This is a genomic window from Kribbella antiqua, assembly GCF_004345665.1.
Classification (GTDB): Bacteria; Actinomycetota; Actinomycetes; order Propionibacteriales; family Kribbellaceae; genus Kribbella; species Kribbella antiqua.
The window spans coordinates 149,641-165,685 of the sequence record NZ_SLWR01000011.1 but is presented as its reverse complement, the minus strand read 5'-3'; the positions used below and the strand labels follow the sequence as shown (position 1 = coordinate 165,685).

At 68.5% G+C, this 16,045-nt stretch carries 14 protein-coding genes; 5 read left to right on the top strand and 9 right to left on the bottom strand.

Annotation, left to right across the window (positions count from 1 at the left end; all coding sequences use genetic code 11):
• Positions 1-55: 55 nt before the first annotated feature.
• A complete protein-coding gene (locus EV646_RS29165) occupies positions 56-1,081 on the top strand; it encodes an SMP-30/gluconolactonase/LRE family protein (RefSeq protein ID WP_132154208.1) in 1,026 nt (341 codons plus the stop codon).
• Here the strand turns inward: EV646_RS29165 and EV646_RS29160 are convergent.
• Complete coding sequence (locus EV646_RS29160) at positions 1,078-1,371, bottom strand: HU family DNA-binding protein (RefSeq protein WP_132154206.1); 294 nt, start codon at positions 1,369-1,371, stop codon at positions 1,078-1,080. The two genes, EV646_RS29165 and EV646_RS29160, sit on opposite strands and share 4 nt — an antisense overlap.
• Positions 1,372-1,671: 300 nt before the next feature.
• Between EV646_RS29160 and EV646_RS29155 the strand changes: the two genes are divergently transcribed.
• The 4 genes from EV646_RS29155 to EV646_RS29140 all read left to right on the top strand — a co-directional run bounded on the left by EV646_RS29155 (position 1,672) and on the right by EV646_RS29140 (position 6,088).
• Positions 1,672-2,697, top strand: a complete 1,026-nt coding sequence (locus EV646_RS29155; RefSeq protein WP_132154204.1) for an LCP family protein — start codon at positions 1,672-1,674, stop codon at positions 2,695-2,697.
• An 89-nt stretch (positions 2,698-2,786) separates the two neighbouring features.
• On the top strand, positions 2,787-3,350 hold the full coding sequence (locus EV646_RS29150) for a DUF1990 family protein (RefSeq protein ID WP_132154202.1): 564 nt from the start codon (positions 2,787-2,789) through the stop codon (positions 3,348-3,350).
• A 184-nt stretch (positions 3,351-3,534) separates the two neighbouring features.
• Complete coding sequence (locus tag EV646_RS29145; protein WP_277875140.1) at positions 3,535-3,813, top strand: Type 1 glutamine amidotransferase-like domain-containing protein; 279 nt, start codon at positions 3,535-3,537, stop codon at positions 3,811-3,813.
• A 283-nt stretch (positions 3,814-4,096) separates the two neighbouring features.
• Positions 4,097-6,088: a class I tRNA ligase family protein gene (locus EV646_RS29140; protein ID WP_132154200.1), complete on the top strand. Its 1,992-nt coding sequence runs from the start codon at positions 4,097-4,099 to the stop codon at positions 6,086-6,088.
• 59 nt (positions 6,089-6,147) lie between these two features.
• On the opposite strand, the gene EV646_RS29135 is transcribed toward EV646_RS29140, so the two are convergent.
• From EV646_RS29135 to EV646_RS29100, 8 genes are all read right to left on the bottom strand, one after another.
• Positions 6,148-8,343: an MMPL family transporter gene (locus tag EV646_RS29135; RefSeq protein WP_132154198.1), complete on the bottom strand. Its 2,196-nt coding sequence runs from the start codon at positions 8,341-8,343 to the stop codon at positions 6,148-6,150.
• Positions 8,344-8,424: 81 nt separating this feature from the next.
• Positions 8,425-9,126 carry a response regulator transcription factor gene (locus tag EV646_RS29130; RefSeq protein WP_132154196.1) on the bottom strand — a complete coding sequence of 234 codons (702 nt, stop codon included), beginning with the start codon at positions 9,124-9,126 and terminating at the stop codon, positions 8,425-8,427.
• Positions 9,029-10,306, bottom strand: a complete 1,278-nt coding sequence (locus tag EV646_RS29125) for a sensor histidine kinase (protein WP_132154194.1) — start codon at positions 10,304-10,306, stop codon at positions 9,029-9,031. Before EV646_RS29125 ends, EV646_RS29130 begins: the two co-directional genes overlap by 98 nt.
• A gap of 87 nt (positions 10,307-10,393) precedes the next feature.
• Positions 10,394-10,726, bottom strand: coding sequence for a hypothetical protein (locus EV646_RS29120; protein ID WP_132154192.1), 333 nt, complete (start codon positions 10,724-10,726; stop codon positions 10,394-10,396).
• Positions 10,726-12,153, bottom strand: coding sequence for an FGGY family carbohydrate kinase (locus EV646_RS29115; RefSeq protein WP_132154190.1), 1,428 nt, complete (start codon positions 12,151-12,153; stop codon positions 10,726-10,728). The genes EV646_RS29120 and EV646_RS29115 overlap by 1 nt, the downstream gene beginning before the upstream one ends.
• On the bottom strand, positions 12,140-13,537 hold the full coding sequence (locus EV646_RS29110; protein ID WP_132154188.1) for an alpha,alpha-trehalose-phosphate synthase (UDP-forming): 1,398 nt from the start codon (positions 13,535-13,537) through the stop codon (positions 12,140-12,142). The genes EV646_RS29115 and EV646_RS29110 overlap by 14 nt, the downstream gene beginning before the upstream one ends.
• A gap of 6 nt (positions 13,538-13,543) precedes the next feature.
• Positions 13,544-14,545, bottom strand: a complete 1,002-nt coding sequence (locus EV646_RS29105; protein WP_132154186.1) for a Gfo/Idh/MocA family protein — start codon at positions 14,543-14,545, stop codon at positions 13,544-13,546.
• Positions 14,536-15,939 (bottom strand): amidase, encoded by a 1,404-nt coding sequence (locus EV646_RS29100; RefSeq protein WP_241996396.1) that lies wholly within the window; start codon positions 15,937-15,939, stop codon positions 14,536-14,538. Before EV646_RS29100 ends, EV646_RS29105 begins: the two co-directional genes overlap by 10 nt.
• Between the last annotated feature and the right edge of the window lie 106 nt (positions 15,940-16,045).

The following is a 16,045-nucleotide window of genomic DNA, read 5'->3' as shown; positions in this document are numbered from 1 at the left end:
TCCGGCGTGCGGCTCGTAGTTCTACGGTGAAGCTGACCAGGGGAAGTGACCAGTCATGTTCATCCGTAGCCTCGCAGCCGCACTCGGCCTACCCGCGTTGATCCTGGGGCTCGTCACCACGTCGACGGTGGCCACCGGAGCCCCGACGCCCGCGTCCTCCACCTTCAAGCGCTCGGTCGACCACGACCACTGCGACCCGATCCGGTTCCTCAACACAGCCGCCGCCAGCAAGGCCTCGCAGGCTTTCCCGACCCGGATCAAGCTGCCGAACGGCTTCCAGCCCGAGGGCATCGCCATCCGGGGCAGTACGGCGTACTTCAGCTCGCTGGCCGACGGAGACATCTACGCCGCCAGCCTCGTCACAGGCAAGGGCAAAGTGATCAGCCAGGGACCGGGTACGCCGTCGGTCGGGCTGAAGATCGACAACCGCGGCCGGCTGTTCATCGCCGGCGGGCCCACCGGTACCGCGCGGGTGGTCGACACCCGGACCGGCAAGATCCTGAAGAGCTACGTGCTGACCACGGCTGCCGCGACGTTCGTCAACGACGTGGTGCTGAGCAAGAGCGGGGCGTGGTTCACCGACTCCAGTCGTGCGTTCGTCTACAAAGTGCCGTTCGGGCGTAACGGCCGGCTGCTCGGGCAGTCCGCCGTACGGGCGATCCCGCTGACTGGCGACTACGTGCACCAAGCCGGCTTCAACGGCAACGGCATCTCGCTGACGCCGAACGGCCGGGCGCTGATCATCGTGCAGTCGGCGACCGGGTTCCTGTTCCGGGTGAACCCGCGGACCGGCGTGACGCAGAAGCTCGACCTGGGCGGGGCGGTGATGACGAACGGCGACGGCCTGCTGCTGAAGAGCCGGACGCTGTACGTCGTCCAGAACTTCCTCAACAGGGTCGCCGTGCTGCAGCTGAACCGGGCCGGCACCAAGGGCTCATTGGTCCGCACGATCACCAGCCCGGACTTCGACATTCCCACCACAGCAGCCGCTTTCGGCCACCGGCTCTATCTGCCGAACGCTCGCTTCTCCACCACCCCGACGCCCACGACGCAGTACTGGGCTACCGCCGTACGGCGTTAGGAGACAGTGCGGAGGTCGCCACGTGCGGCAGCCTTGAGGCGGCTGCCGCAGGAGAGTCGGACGGAGTAGCCGGCCGGGATGGACAGCGGCTCACCGGTCTGCGGGTTGCGGCCGGTGCGCGGCGCGCGCATCACCCGCTCGATGCTCAGCAGGCCGGTCAGCGACACCTTGTCGCCCTTGTGCACGGCCTCGGTGACGACGTCGCCCAGCGCGTCGAGGACCTTCTCGGCCTGGTTCCGCGGAATGCCCGCCTTCTCCGCCACCCCGGCGACCAGCTCGTTGCGATTCACGGCTCTCCTCAGACTCGTACTTCCGGGCGGCGCGCCCGGTCGATCGCCAAGTACGTTAACCGAAATGATTGTCGTTAGCGAGAAGCTTCCGCATTCCGGGCGCCAGGAACTTTCCCGCCCGTCCGCTCGTCAATCACAGTCCATCCCGGTCATGCCACTGGTTCTGGTCTGGTCCGCAGGGTCTGGTTCGGTGTCACGGGTGATTTCGTCCTTCTGGAGGAGGCGGGATCCAGTTTTGGACCGGTAGAACCGTTCAGTGGGGTGACGTGTCCAGACCCGGACCCCGATACGGTCGTGGGTATGAGTCAACCGCAGCCCATCGACCCGCGCTACGTGAGCCGACCGCAGGCACCGCCGAAGAGGAAGCGGCGCAACTGGTTCCTCCGCACTGTCGGACTGATCGTCCTGCTGTTCATCCTCATGCTGGTCTGCGTTCCGCTCTACGCGTGGAGCCGGATCGACAAGGTCGACGCGATGCCGGCCGGTAAACGCCCGGCCGAGACGCCCGGTACGACGTACCTGATGGTCGGCTCGGACGACCGCGAAGACCTCACCCCGGCCGAGCGCGCCAAGCTGCACGTCGGCAACAAGAACTACGGGCCGCAACGGACCGACACCATCATGCTGATGCACGTGCCGGAGTCCGGGCCGACGGTGCTGATCAGCATTCCGCGGGACAGCGCGGTGGAGATCCCGGGTATCCGCGGCGAGTCGAAGATCAACGCCGCCTTCAACAAGGGCCCGGCCACTCTGATCGAGACCATCGAGAATGCGACCCACCTGCGGATCGACCACTACGTCAACGTCGGCTTCGGCGGCTTCGCGTCGATCATCGACAGTGTCGGCGGCATCAAGATGTGCTTGCCCAAGGCAATGAAGGACAAGCAGGCGCACATCAACCTGCCGGCCGGCTGCCAGAAGCTGAACGGGGTGAACGCGCTCGGCTACGTCCGCTCCCGGCACGCCGACAACAAGAACGACTTCGGCCGGGTCGAGCGGCAGCGCGAGATGGTCGGCGCGGTCGCGGCGAAGGCGAGCTCGCCGTCGACGTTCCTGAACCCGATCCGCTACTACAACGTCGCGACCAAGGGTGTCGACGCGCTGACGGTCGACAAGGGCATGGGCCTGACCGACTTCGGCCGGTTCGCGCTCGGGATGCGGTCGGTGTCAGGCGGCAAGGGCGTGATGATGACGGTCCCGATCGGCGACGAGAACTACGAACTGGGCAACGGCCGCGGCGTCGCGGTGAAGTGGGACAAGAAGAAGGCGTTGGCGCTCTTCAACGCCCTCAAGGCCGACAACACCACGAGCCTGAAGAGCAGTTGATCACTCTCGTCCACGCAGTGGTGAGCCTGGGCATGCTCGCTGTGCGGTCTACTGGCCTGGCGGCGATTGCGTACGGTGGAAGGAGCTGCATGAAGCTGGAGGACCTGACCCGGCTGCGGTTCAGCTACGACGTGGTGGGCTCCACCCGGTACGTCGAGACGCCGCCGGGCTACCACCGGTTGGAGTATCGGGCGCGGATCGGCGAGGGCGATGAGGTGTTCCGCCGAGCCGGCGACGCCTTGCTGCACTGGCGGATGCACCGCGCCGCCGGACTGCCGATGAAGGCGACCGACAGCCCGGCTCAGATCGGCACCAACAGTCTCGGCAGGCTGGGCGCCGGCATGCTGGTCGGACGCCTCCGGCTGATGTCACCCCTCGGTACGGCGGGACTCCCCGTGCCGTGCCGAGTCGTGTGGACTCTCGACGAGCCGGACCGCATCGGCTTCGCCTACGGCACTCTGCAAGGCCACCCCGAGTCCGGCGAGGAGTCCTTCGTCGTCACCCGCGAGCCCGACGGCATCTACTTCACCGTCCGCGCCTACAGCCGCGCCGGCACCTGGTATACCCGCCTCGCCGGCCCAGCCACCCGCAAAGCCCAGCACTACGCCGCCCGCCGCTACGCCGAAGCCCTCCGCCGCCTAGCCACCCCATAGCAAAGGCCCCGCAAGCTCATACCTTTGCGGGGCCGCCACCTTTGTACCAGTCGCTTCAAACGCATCAGGTGACCAACACACCAACAAAACAAGTCGATCGACCAGCCGTTGCCGCGACCTCCGCATCCTGCGTGCGTCGGTCGGGTGCACGTGTCTGCTGCCCTCGCTGCCCGACACGGTCTGGGTGGGAGTGAGTGCCGGCAGCATGGTGATGACGCCCCGGATCGGAGCGGACTTCGTCGAGTGGCTGTCCGCGCCGGACGACCGCACCCTGGGAGTCGTCGACTTCTCGATCTTCCCGCACCTGGACGCTTTCCCGCAGAAGACTGTGGCTGACGCAAATCGGTGGGCCGCCGACATCGGCGTCCCGTCCGATGCCATCGACGAACAGACGGCCATCAAGGTCGCCGACGGCTCCGTCGAGGTGGTCTCCGAAGGGCAATGGACAAAGTTCGAGTCATAGCCGTCCGGCATCCGTGACGCCTTGTCCGTGGACGTGACCTTGTCAACTCGCAGCACGAACTCAGCTGTCACAGCGGATCGGCCGCTGAAACCTGTTGCATCTCGGGGCGGATCGGTCACAGTAGATGTCATGACCAGCCAGGCAGCCCCGCTTCTCGGTGGATTCTGCCTGCCAGGCGGTCGGTTCGTCGTACGGTAGCCCTCGCCTCACGGCGAGGGCGCCTCCGCGCGCCCCGGGCAACTCCGTCCGCGGCGCCCACGACGACCCATCCTGGGAGACCGCGATGTCCACCTTCGACGCCCACTACACCCCTGCGCACCACTTCGCCCGCGACGCAGACCGCTACGCAGCCTGGGAGCGAGCGGGCCTGTTCCGGCCGCGCCCCGCAGCCGAGCGTTTCGCGATGATCCTGCCGCCGCTGAACATCACCGGCGGCCTGCACCTGGGGCACGCGTATGAGCACGCCATCTCCGACGCGTTCATCCGGCACCGGCGGATGCTCGGCGCCGAGACCCTGTGGCTGCCGGGTACCGACCACGCCGGCATCGCCACCCAGGCCTTGATGGAACGGCAGTTGGCCGCCGAGGGTACGAGCCGGCACGAGCTCGGCCGCGACGCGTTCCTCGCTCGAACACGCGCCTGGGGTGACATGACCGGCGAGACGATCGCTACGCAGATGCGACGCCTCGGCATGTCCCCGGACTGGGACCGGTCCACCTACACCCTCGATCCCGGCCCGGCTCGCGCGACCCATGCGGCGTTCAGTCGTCTGTTCGAGCAGGGACTGATCTACCGCGCCGAACGGGACACGCTGTGGTGCACCGGCTGCCAGACCGGCTTGTCCGACATCGAGACCACCGAGACCGCCGGCGGCCGCATCTGCACACGCTGCTCGTCGAGGATCGAGATCCGTTCCACGCCACAGTGGTACCTCGCGACCACGACGCTCGCCGCCTCCGCACGGTCAGCGTTCGAATCCGGGCAGCTTCGCATCGATCCGCCCGAGCTGGCGACCGAGTACCTGCGATGGCTCGACGAGATGCGTGACTGGTGCCTGTCGCGGCAGCTGTGGTGGGGGCACCGGATCCCCATCTGGTACGGCGCCGACGGCACGGCTCATTCGTTCGGGCCGGACGAGGCAATCCCGGCCGGCTGGACGCACGACGAGGACACCCTCGACACCTGGTTCTCCTCGGGCCTGTGGCCGCTGGCGACGCTCGGCTGGCCCGAGGCGACCGAGGACCTGGCGCGGTACTACCCGAACGACCTGCTCATCACCGGGTCAGACCTGATCTTCTTCTGGGCGATCCGAATGACGATGCTGTGTACGCATCTGACCGGCACCGCACCCTTCAAACGGCTGTACCTGCACGGCATGATCCGCACTGAGCACGGCAAGAAGATGTCGACCTCGTTCGGGAATACCATCGACCCGCTCGACTACGCCGACGAGTTCGGAACCGACGCACTGCGCCTTGCGTTGTGCCGCCGCGCCCGGCCCGGCGCGGACCTGTCGTTCGGCCGCACCGACCTCACCGGCGCCCTAGCGCTGCTGAAAAAGCTGTGGAGCATCGCGCGGCTCACCACGGCGTACGGCATCCATCTCGCCGCAAGCACTCCTCCGGAACCGCAGGAGCCCACGCACCCGCTGGATCGGTGGCTGGCGTCCCGCCTGGAACGGACCCGCGCACTCGCATCCGCTGGGTTCGAGGAGCTCGACCTGGCCGGCACGACCGATGCGCTGGCCCGGTTCATGCACGACGACCTGTCCGACCTGTATCTCGAGGCCCGCAAGCCCTCGCTCCGGCACGACCCTGGCTCGCGCGCCACGCTCGCCGCGACGCTGGCAGAGCTCCTCCTTCTGCTGCACCCGATCGCGCCGTACCTCACCGAGCAGCTGTGGGAATCCCTGGCCGGCGCCGGCGGCTCCAGCCAGGACGCTCTCGACGCACACGCATGGCCGGCTGCCCGTCCCGGGCGGCTCGACCCGGAGGCGGAAACCGACGTGGACCGGCTGCGTCGCCTTCTGCACGCGGCCCGGTCGCATCGAGCCAAACACGGCATCCCGGCCGGCACAATGCTGCCGGGTCACGCGGATGGCCTCGAGTGCTCCGCCGAGCTGCTTCGGCTCGCGCGCCTCCGTCCGGACGATACGATCCGCGATCACCACGCAGCAGCGATTCTCACCTGCGGGCCCGCAACGCTCACCATCGGCACTCTCCCACAGGATGCAGAACAGCCCTTGCGTCGCTCCCGCACGCTGCGGCGGTGCTAGCCGAAGCCGTCGCGGCGGCTCCGGCTCGCGGAGTACGCCGTACGGCGGGCGTCTGATCGTTAGTGGATGGCTGGTTCTGGGGTTCGGGGGTTGGGGGTGGTTGGGAGGTTGTGGCGGAGGGTTTCGCCTTCTACGTCGACGTTGGGGAGCAGGCGGTCGAGCCAGCGCGGGAGGTACCAGGCGTGCCGGCCGAGGAGGGCCATCACGGCGGGGACGATCGTCATCCGTACGACGAAGGCATCGATGGCGACGGCGAGTGCGAGCCCGAAGCCCATCTCGCGGATGAGGGTCTGGCCGGAGAGGATGAAGCCGGAGAAGACGGCGGTCATGATGACCGCGGCCGCCGTGACGACGCGGGCGCCGTGGGCGAACCCGTCCACCACGGCGGTACGGGGTGCGGTGCCGTGGACGTGTTCCTCCCGCATCCGAGTGACGAGGAAGATCTGGTAGTCCATCGCGAGGCCGAAGACAACGCCGACCAGGAAGATCGGCAGCATGCTCATCACCGGTCCGGTCTGCCCGTCGATGCCGAACAGGCCGGCCAGCCAGCCCCACTGGAACACGGCGACCACAGCACCGAACGTCGCCGCGACCGTGAGCAGGAAGCCGAGCGTCGCCTTGAGCGGCACCAGCAAGGACCGGAAGACCAGCATCAGCAGCAGGAACGCGAGCCCGACCACCAGCGCCAGGTAGGGCACCAGTGCATCGCGGAGTTTGTCCGAGATGTCGATGCTGATCGCGGTCGCGCCGGTCACGGCCACCTCCGTACTGTCGTTCTCCGGCAACGCCCGGATCGCCTGGACCAGGTCGCGCGTCTGCGTCGTACTCGGGCCGCTGGCCGGAATCACCGTCAGGAGCGCGGTGTCCCCGGCCGGATTGAACGTCGGCGGCGTCACCATCGTCACGTCCGCAAGTCCGCGCACGGCGGTCGCTGTGGCGCTGGCCGCAGTCTGAGGATCGGCCGATCCGGCCGCGTCGACGACCACCATCAGCGGACCGTTGAACCCGGGGCCGAAGCCCTCGGAGAGCAGGTCGTATGCCTTGCGCTGGGTGGAATCGGGCGCAGCGGTGCTGTCGTCGGGCAGCCCGAGTTCGAGGTCGGTCGCCGGGATCGCCAGCGCACCAAGGCCGAGCACCGTCACCAGCAGCACTGCCACCGGCCGCCGGGTGACGAACCGGCCCCACCGGCGCCCGGCGGACATCCGTCCGGATGCCTCGGGATCACCAGAGCGCAGACCTGGGATCCGGCCGCCCAGGACCCGTCGGCCGGCGAAGCCCAGCAGCGCGGGCAGCAGCGTGACAGCGATCGCGACGGCCAGTACGACGGTGAACGCGGCGGCCAGACCCATCTGGGTCAGGAACGGGATGTCGACGACGAACAACCCGGCGAGCGCGATCACCACGGTCAACCCGGCGAAGACCACCGCCGACCCGGCCGTGCCGACCGCGCGTCCGACCGCCTCCTCGGGCTCCAGGCCGGTGCTCAGCTCGTGCCGGTAGCGCGACATGATGAACAACGCATAGTCGATCGACACCGCCAGCCCGATCATCAACGCCAGGATCGGCGTACCGGAGCCGATGTCCATGAAGCCGGTCGCGGCGGTGATCGCGGAGACCCCGATGCCGATCCCGATGATTGCTGACAGCAACGGTAGGCCGGCGGCGATCAGGGAGCCGAACGTGATCAGCAGGACGACCGCGGCCACACCGAGACCGATCACCTCGGTCAGGCTCTGCTCGTCCTGCACCTGCATGGCGTCGCCGCCGTACTCGACCGTGAGGCCGGCGGCGCGCGCCGGTTCGACCGCGGTGGCCACCGCCTCCTGCGCCTCGGGCGTCACCTCCTGGGCGCGTACGTCGTACGTCACCTGGGCATAGCCAGTGCGGCCATCGGCAGAGATCGCCTTGGCGGTAAAGGGATCCAGAACTCGGGCCACCTGTGGGGCGTCGGTGATCCGGGCCAGCGACTGGCGCACCTGCGCGGCGTTGGCCGGGTCCGCGAGCTTCTGGCCGTCGGGCGCCTGGAAGACGATCCGCGCCGAACCCGCGTCGGCACCGGCCTGCGGGAACCGCTGACCGAGCAGGTCGGCCGCGCGCTGCGACTCGGTCCCCGGGATCGAGAAGGCGTCGGCGGTCGGACCGGACAGAGTGGCCGCACCGGCGACTCCGGTGGCCAGCAGACCAAGCCACACCAGCACCACCAGCCGACGCCGGCGGAAAGCGAACCGGCCGAGCCGGTAGAGGAAGGTAGCCATGCAGCCGATCGTTCCGCCCGGCCGTTGTAGCCCGCGTCGGTCAGGCGTGGGCTTCTCGTCGTACTGCGGATGCCGTACGAACTACTGCGGCTGCGGTACGTCGGCAGCCGGCGGCGTCGCACCGGGACGGACCAGGCCGGTTTGGTACGCGAGCACGACCAGCTGGGCGCGGTCGCGGCAGTCGAGTTTCACCATCGCGCGGTTGACGTGCGTCTTCGCGGTCGAGGGAGACAGCACCAGGCGTTCGGCGATCTCGTCGTTCGTCAGCCCGAGCGCGACCAGGCTGACGATCTCGCGCTCCCGGTCGGTGAGGACGTCGAGGACGGACGGGCCGAGATCCTGACCGACCCGCGGCTCGGCGAGGAAGCGGTTCATCAGGCCGCGGACGGCCTTCGGGGAGAGCAGCGCGTCGCCGCGCGCGACCACCCGGATCGCGTTGATCAGCTCGGCCGGTTCGACGCTCTTGCCGAGGAAGCCGCTGGCTCCGGCCCGGATCGCCTCGAAGACGTACTCGTCCACCTCGAACGTGGTCAGGATCAGCACCTTCACGCCGGCCAGCGCCTCGTCCGCGTTGATCTGCATGGTCGCCGCGAGCCCATCCAGCTCCGGCATCCGGATGTCCATCAGGATGACGTCGGCCCGCTCGGTCCGGGCCAGCTCGACCGCGTCCCGGCCGTTCGCCGCCTCAGCGACAACCTCCAGATCGGGCGCTGAGTTCACCAGCACCCGGAACCCGCTGCGGATCAGCGTCTGGTCGTCGGCCAGCAGCACCCGGATCGTCACCTACGACTCCCGTCTCGAGAGGAAGCACAGCATGCACACCAAAACCTCCACCGGGCTCAGGTCCGGTCCGTAACTCGCCACCCACAGCCGATACTCGCTCACGCATCCCCAGCAGACCGTGCCCGGCACTGACCAGCGGCAGGGAGGGCACGGTGGGCCCGGCCGGGCCGGTGTCGGTGATGTCGACGGCCAACGCGCCCGGGCGGCGGGTGAGGCGGACGTGCGCCGCGGCACCCGGAGCGTGTTTGAGGACGTTGGTGAGGGATTCCTGCACGATGCGGTATGCCGTCAGCTCGATCACGTCGGGGAGTGGGCCGATCGAGTCGGGCGGCTCGCAGCCGACCTTCACCCCGGCGGCCGCGAACGACTCGATCAACGATCCCAACTCCAGCAGAGAAGGTGCCGGTGCTGTCGGCAACAAGCTGCCCTGACGCCGCAGTACGCCGAGCAGCACGGTGAGCTCCTGCAGCACCGTCCGGCCGCCTTCACGCACCAGGGTCAGCGCGCGCTCGGCCTCTTCCGGCTGGCTGCGCAGGACGTGCGCGGCGACCCCGGACTGCACGTTCATCAGCGCGATGTGGTGGGCGATCACGTCGTGCAGCTCGTGGGCGATCCGCAGCCGCTCCTCGATCACCCGCCGCTGCGCCTCCTCCTCGCGCGACTGCTCCGCGCGGACCGCCCGCTCCTCCAGCTCCTGCAGATAGGCGCGCCGGTACCGGACAGCCTCGCCGACCGCGCCCGCGAACAGCACCAGGAAGGTCATCCCCAGGTTGTCCAGGAAGTTCCCGTCGACGAACAGGGAGTCCGCGACCATGGTGGTGACCGCCACCGCGACGACCGCGATCGAACGGGTCTTCCGGTCCTTCTGCAGTACGACGGTATACACCGCGCAGGCCATGAACAGGGCGATCGGGCCTTTGCCCTGCGCGATGATCGCGTACAAGGTCGCGACGAACGTGGTCACGCCGAGCACCACCAGCGGCGCGAACCGCCGGACGGCGAGTGCGACGGCGGCCACCACGGAAAGCGCCACCAACGTCGGTGTCAGCTCGATCCGCTCACCGACGTGCCGGCCACCCGGCACCATCAGGCAGATCGCCAGGACGATCAGCGCGAGAGCGTGGTCGACCGCCAACGGGTGCCACTTGAAGTCGCGGCAGAACCGCAGCAGCGCGCCCATTCCCTCACAGTACGTGTTCGCGCCAAGCTCGGCGTCGTCCTGCCGCCGTATTCCTGCCGTACCGCCAACGCAGTACGGTCTGGTCGCTCAGAGCAACTCGCGGAGAGCGGCGATTGGGTCGGGGGCGTCGAGGAGGCGGGCGCCGCGGGGGAGCAGTTGCAGGACACCGCTGAGCATCCGGCCGGCCACGCCGGCTCGTTCCCAGAGCAAGATCGTCTGGAGTGCCACCGCGTCGTAGATGCGTCCGTCCGGAGCGCTCCATCGGGGATTGCCGAAGGTGGCGCGCAGATGCTTGCGGACGCGTCCGGAGGCAGTCTCCTCTCCGAGCCCGACGCCGGTGAACACCGCGACAAAGGTCGTTGCGGCGAGGGCCACGACGTCGGCGTCGAGCATCGCTTCGATGTCGGTGTTGTACGGCATCAACCCAGCTCTCTCGAGGCTTTGACGGCGAGTTCGCGGAGGGCTGTGTAGCGGGGGCGGAGGGTGTGGACTCGGTCGACCTCGGCAGGGGCGGGAGTGAGGTGTTCCCCGCCTGGGTCCGGGGACAGGCCGAGGGCGATGGCTGCGGCACCGCGGGCGCCTACTTCGGCTTCGGCGCAGACTGTGGTCGGGCGGGCGAAGGTGGCGGTGAGGCAACGGCGCCACCAGGCGGAGGCGTCGATACCGCCACCGCCGAGGACGACCTGCAGCTGACGGCCGAAGAGCGAGTCGAGCATCCGTAGCCCGCGGTCGATCTCCAGCGACGCGCCCTGCAAGGACGCCGCGAGGAGGTCCGCAGCGGTGTCGTCGAAGGACAGGCCGAAGTAGACGCCCGATCCGCTCGCGACGGTCTCCGGTGGTCTCGTGCCGGCCTGGAACGGAGCCGCGATCACCCGCGACGACCCGATCTCGATGCCGGTCGGCTCGTCGGAATCCAGCTGCAGTACGCCGGTAAGCCACGCGTGGAGGTTCCCGGCCGCGGAGAAGGCCATCCCGGTCACGGCACGCTTGTCGTCCACCCGGTACCGCCACAACTCCCACGGCAGCTCAGGCGCGTCGTCGATCGGATGCACCACCCGCACGGCGGCCGACGTCCCCACCGTCACTGCCGCCGTCGTCTCGTCGTACCCACCGGTCCCGACGTTGGACGCGGCGCCGTCGCCGGTCGGTGGATGCACCGGTACGCCGACCAGCCCCGGCCAGCGGCGTCCGAACTCCGACGACAACGACCCGGTCCAGCCGGTGGGCACGATCGGCGGCAATCGGTCGGCTTTGACCCCGGCGATGTCGAGGGCCTCCTCGTCGTACGAGCCGTGCGCGAGGTCGAGCGTGCCGGTCCCGGAAGCGATCGAGACCGAGGTCACCCGCTCACCGGTGAGGCGCTCGAGCACCAGATCGGGCAGTCCCGCGAAGCCGGCCGGCGAGCCCTCGGACAGCAGCCACGGGATCCGGCGGGTCCAGTAGAGCCGGTGCAGCCAGGAGCCTGTCCTTGCGTGGAAGGCGTGCTCGTCGAAGGACGATCCGAGGTCGAGCGATACGGCCCGGGTGTCGGCCCAGGTGATCACCGGAGTGACCGCTGAGCCTTTGTTGTCTAGAGCAACGATCGAGTGCCACTGCGAGGACAGCACGATCGCGCCGATGTCGTCCAGGTGCCCGTTCTGCTGGAGCTCGTCCAGGCAGCCGAGCAGGCCCTCGACGTATTCGTGCAGGTCGAGCGTCGCCGAGCCGCCGGTCGCGTACGTCGGTGAGATCTTGTACCGCGCCAACGCGCCCGGAACCGGGGCGGCGTCGACCGCGGACAACACCAGCGCACGCGCCGACGAGGTGCCGAGATCCAGCGCTAGGATCCGGCCGTCAGTCCTCGTCATGCAGAGCCTTCAGGAAGGACGCCGCCCACACGTTCACGTCGTGCGCGGCCAGATGCTTGCGCATCGCCTTCATCCGCCGGCCGAGCTGGCGGTCGTCGGTGTTCATCGCATCGACGATGGTGTCCTTCATCCCGTTGATGTCGTGCGGGTTCACCAGGAACGCCTGCCGGAACTCGTCCGCCGCACCGGCGAACTCACTCAGCACCAGCGCGCCGGTGTCGTCGTACCGAGTGGAGACGTACTCCTTGGCGACCAGGTTCATGCCGTCCCGCAACGGCGTCACCACGGCGACGTCCGCGGCCCGGAACAGGCTGGCCATCTCGGTGCGTGAGTACGACGTGTGCAGGTAGTTGATGGCCGGCGTACCGATCCGGCCGTGCTCACCGTTGATCCGGCCGACCAGCAGCTCGATCTCGTCGCGCAGGACGCGGTACTGCTCGACCCGCTCACGCGACGGCGTCGCGACCTGGATGAACACCGCGTCGTCGACGGAGATCCGCTTCTCGTCCAGGAGTTCGCCGAACGCGCGCAATCGTTGCCTGATGCCCTTGGTGTAGTCGAGCCGGTCCACGCCGAGCAGGATGTGTTGCGGGCTGCCGACCTCCTCGCGCATCTCGGCCGCGCGGGCGGTCGTCTCCGGCTTACGGGCCAGCTCCTCCAGTTCGCCGACGTCGATGGAGATCGGGAACGCCTTGGCCCGGACGATCCGGTCGTCCGGCAGGTGGATCCGGTCGCCGCGAGTGCGCAGGCCCATCCGGTTGCGGGCCAGCCGGGCGAAGTTCGAGGCGGCGCCGGGCCGCTGGAAACCGACCAGGTCCGCGCCCATCAGCCCGTCCAGGATCTGCCGCCGCCAGGGCATCTGGGCGAACAGCTCGGTCGGCGGGAACGGGATGTGCAGGAAGAACCCGATCCGTACGTCGGGACGCAGCCGGCGCAGCATCGCCGGGACCAGCTGCAGCTGGTAGTCGTGCACCCACACGTCCGCGTTGTCGTCGGCGGCCTCCGCGGCGGCCTCCGCGAACCGCCGGTTCACCGCGACGTACGACTCCCACCACTCCCGATGGAACTCCGGCGCCACGATCACGTCGTGGTAGAGCGGCCACAGCGTGGCGTTCGAGAAACCCTCGTAGTACAGCTGCACGTCCTCGGCCGACAGCAGCACCGGCACCAGGTGCATGCCGTCGTTGTCAAAGGGGTCCAGCTTCTCGTCGGCGCTACCGGTCCAGCCGATCCAGGCGCCGTGATGGCCCTGCATGACCGGGGCCAGGGCGGTGACGAGTCCACCTGGACTCCGCCGCCACGCCGTACTGCCGTCGGGCATCTCGATCCGGTCGACCGGCAATCGATTAGCCACCACTACGAAGGAACTGCGTCCATTCGACATCTGCTGTCATCGCCCCAGGTATTCGTCGTCACCGGGGTAGCTGACCCCGATCTGTCTACGGGTCTCGTCGAGCAGCTCGAGGATCTCGATCGTCGCGGCATGCGGCAGCGACGGGACCTCCACCGCCCCGTCGCGCAGCGCCCGCATCACTTCGGCCGCTTCATAGTGGTACCCAAGCCCATGCGCCGGTACGTCGATCCGCTCCTGGCCGGCCGCCGTACTGCGCACGTAGTACTCGGGGTGGTGGAAGCGGTGCGGAAGCAACAAACTGCCCTCCGGGCCGCTCACCGAGGCGGTCCACGGGTTCTGCGAACGCAGGCCGCAGGTGAGGGCCGCGACCGCGCCGGAGTCGTATCGCCAGGCCATCGCCACATTCAGGTCGACGCCGTCCTCGTTGAGTGCACCGACCGCTTTGACCTCGGCGGGCCGGCCGAGCGCCATGTAGGTGAACGTCATCGGGTAGATGCCGCCGTCCATCAGCGAGCCGCCGCCCAGCGCCGGGTCGAGCAGGCGCGTCGGTAGCGACGGCTTGTAGAAGGCGAAGTCCGCGTTGACCTGCAGAGGCTCGCCGATCACACCGCTCTCGAGGTCTTTGAAGAGCGCCTGGATGACGGGATTCGTCCGCATCCACATCGCTTCGGCGAACAGCGTCCGGTGTTCGGTCGCGACCGCGATCAGGTCGCGGGCCTGCTTGGCGGTCAGCGTGACCGGCTTCTCGCACAGCACCGCGATTCCCGCCTGCAGGGCGGCGCGGGCGACGGCGTAGTGCTGGGGGTGCGGCGTGCCGATGTAGAGCGCGTCGACCGTGCCGGACTCGATCAGCCGGCGGTAGTCGTCGTACGCGTGCTCGATGCCGAATTCGGCGGCGAACCGGTCCGCGTTCGACTGGGACCGGGACGCGACGGCGGTCACCACGGCCTGGTCGGCGAGCAGCTTCAGGTCCCTCGTGAACGACGTGGAGATGTTGCCAGTAGCAACGATGCCCCACCTGACGCGATCTACACCCACTGTGTGAACTCCGGGGTCGGGAACGGTCCGGCTGCCTTGATTCTCGCGGTTTCGAACGCATGAGCCAAGCGAATGAGCGTGGCGTCACTCCGGCCGGTGCCGCTGAAGGTGATTCCGACCGGCAGTCCGGCGACCAGTCCGGAGGGCACCGAGATCAGTGGGTAACCGGCCAGGGCGGCGTGTGAGGAGGAGCTGCCGAGCACGTGGTCGCCGTTGACCAGATCGATCGTCCAGGCCGGTGAGTACGACGGAGTGACGAGAGCGTCGAGCTGGTTCTCCCGCAGCAGGTTGTCGATGCCGTCGCGACCGGCCCGGAGCGCGGCCAGCCTCGAGGCGACGTAGATCGGGGTGTCGAGGCCTTCGGTGGCCGCGGCCCTTTCGAAAAGCTCCTGACCGAACCACTTGAGCTCGACGTCCGCGTGCTCCTTGTTGAACGCGATCAGGTCGTCCAGCGTGCGTGGTCCGCCGGGCGCGCGGGTAGCCAGGTAGGCGGCCAGGTCGACCTTCAGCTCGTGTGCCAGTACCTGCAGTTGGTCCTCGTCGCCGCCTGGGTTCGGCAACGACAGGTGGTCCACCAGAGTCGCGCCACACCGGCTGAGCAGTTCCAGCGCCTGCTCGGTGACCTCGTCGAGCCCAGTCGAGTAGCCCCACAGCGGTCCACGCGGTACGCCGATCCGCACGTCGCTGAGGTCCTCACCACGGCAGTGCTCGCTGTAGTCGGTAGAGCCACCAGTGAGGACCGTCAGTAGGGCAGCAGCCTGGGAGACCGTTCTGGTCATCGGTCCGGCGGTGTCCTGCGAGTGTGAGATCGGCACGATGCCCTGCTGTGGGATTAGCCCCACCGTGGGCTTCAGGCCGACGATGCCGTTCAGTGCGGCCGGGCAGACGATGGAGCCGTTGGTCTCCGTACCCACTGCGAGGTCTGCGAGCCCTGCGGCGACGGCTGCGCCCGATCCGCTCGAGGAGCCGCCTGCCGAGCGGTTGAGTGCATACGGGTTGCGCGTCAGACCGCCGTACGCGCTCCAACCGGACGATGACGCCGAGCCGCGGAAGTTGGCCCACTCGCTCAGGTTGGTCTTGCCCAGTACGACGCAACCCGCCTCGCGCAGTCGTCGTACGAGCGGAGCGTCGTTGGGCGGCGGTGGCTGGTCGGCCAGCGCCAGCGAGCCGGCTGTGGTCGGCAGATCGGCGGTGTCGATGTTGTCCTTGACCAGGACCGGTACGCCGTGCAGCGGGCCGCGGACCCGCCCGTCGTCACGCTCGGCGTCGAGTTGGGCGGCCTGAGTGAGAGCGGCGGGGTTGGGCGTGCAGATGGCGTTGACCAGCGGGTCCACCTCACGGCTTTTGGCCTGCAGCTCTTCCACCAGCGCCACGCTGGAGAGAGTTGAGCTCACTTGAAAGATCCTGCCAGAGTGGGGCAGGTCCGGCCGTCCGCCCGGCGACACGTTCCGTGTCGCCTGACCGGTGAATGACATCGCTGTTGTTCAGCACGTACAGTGG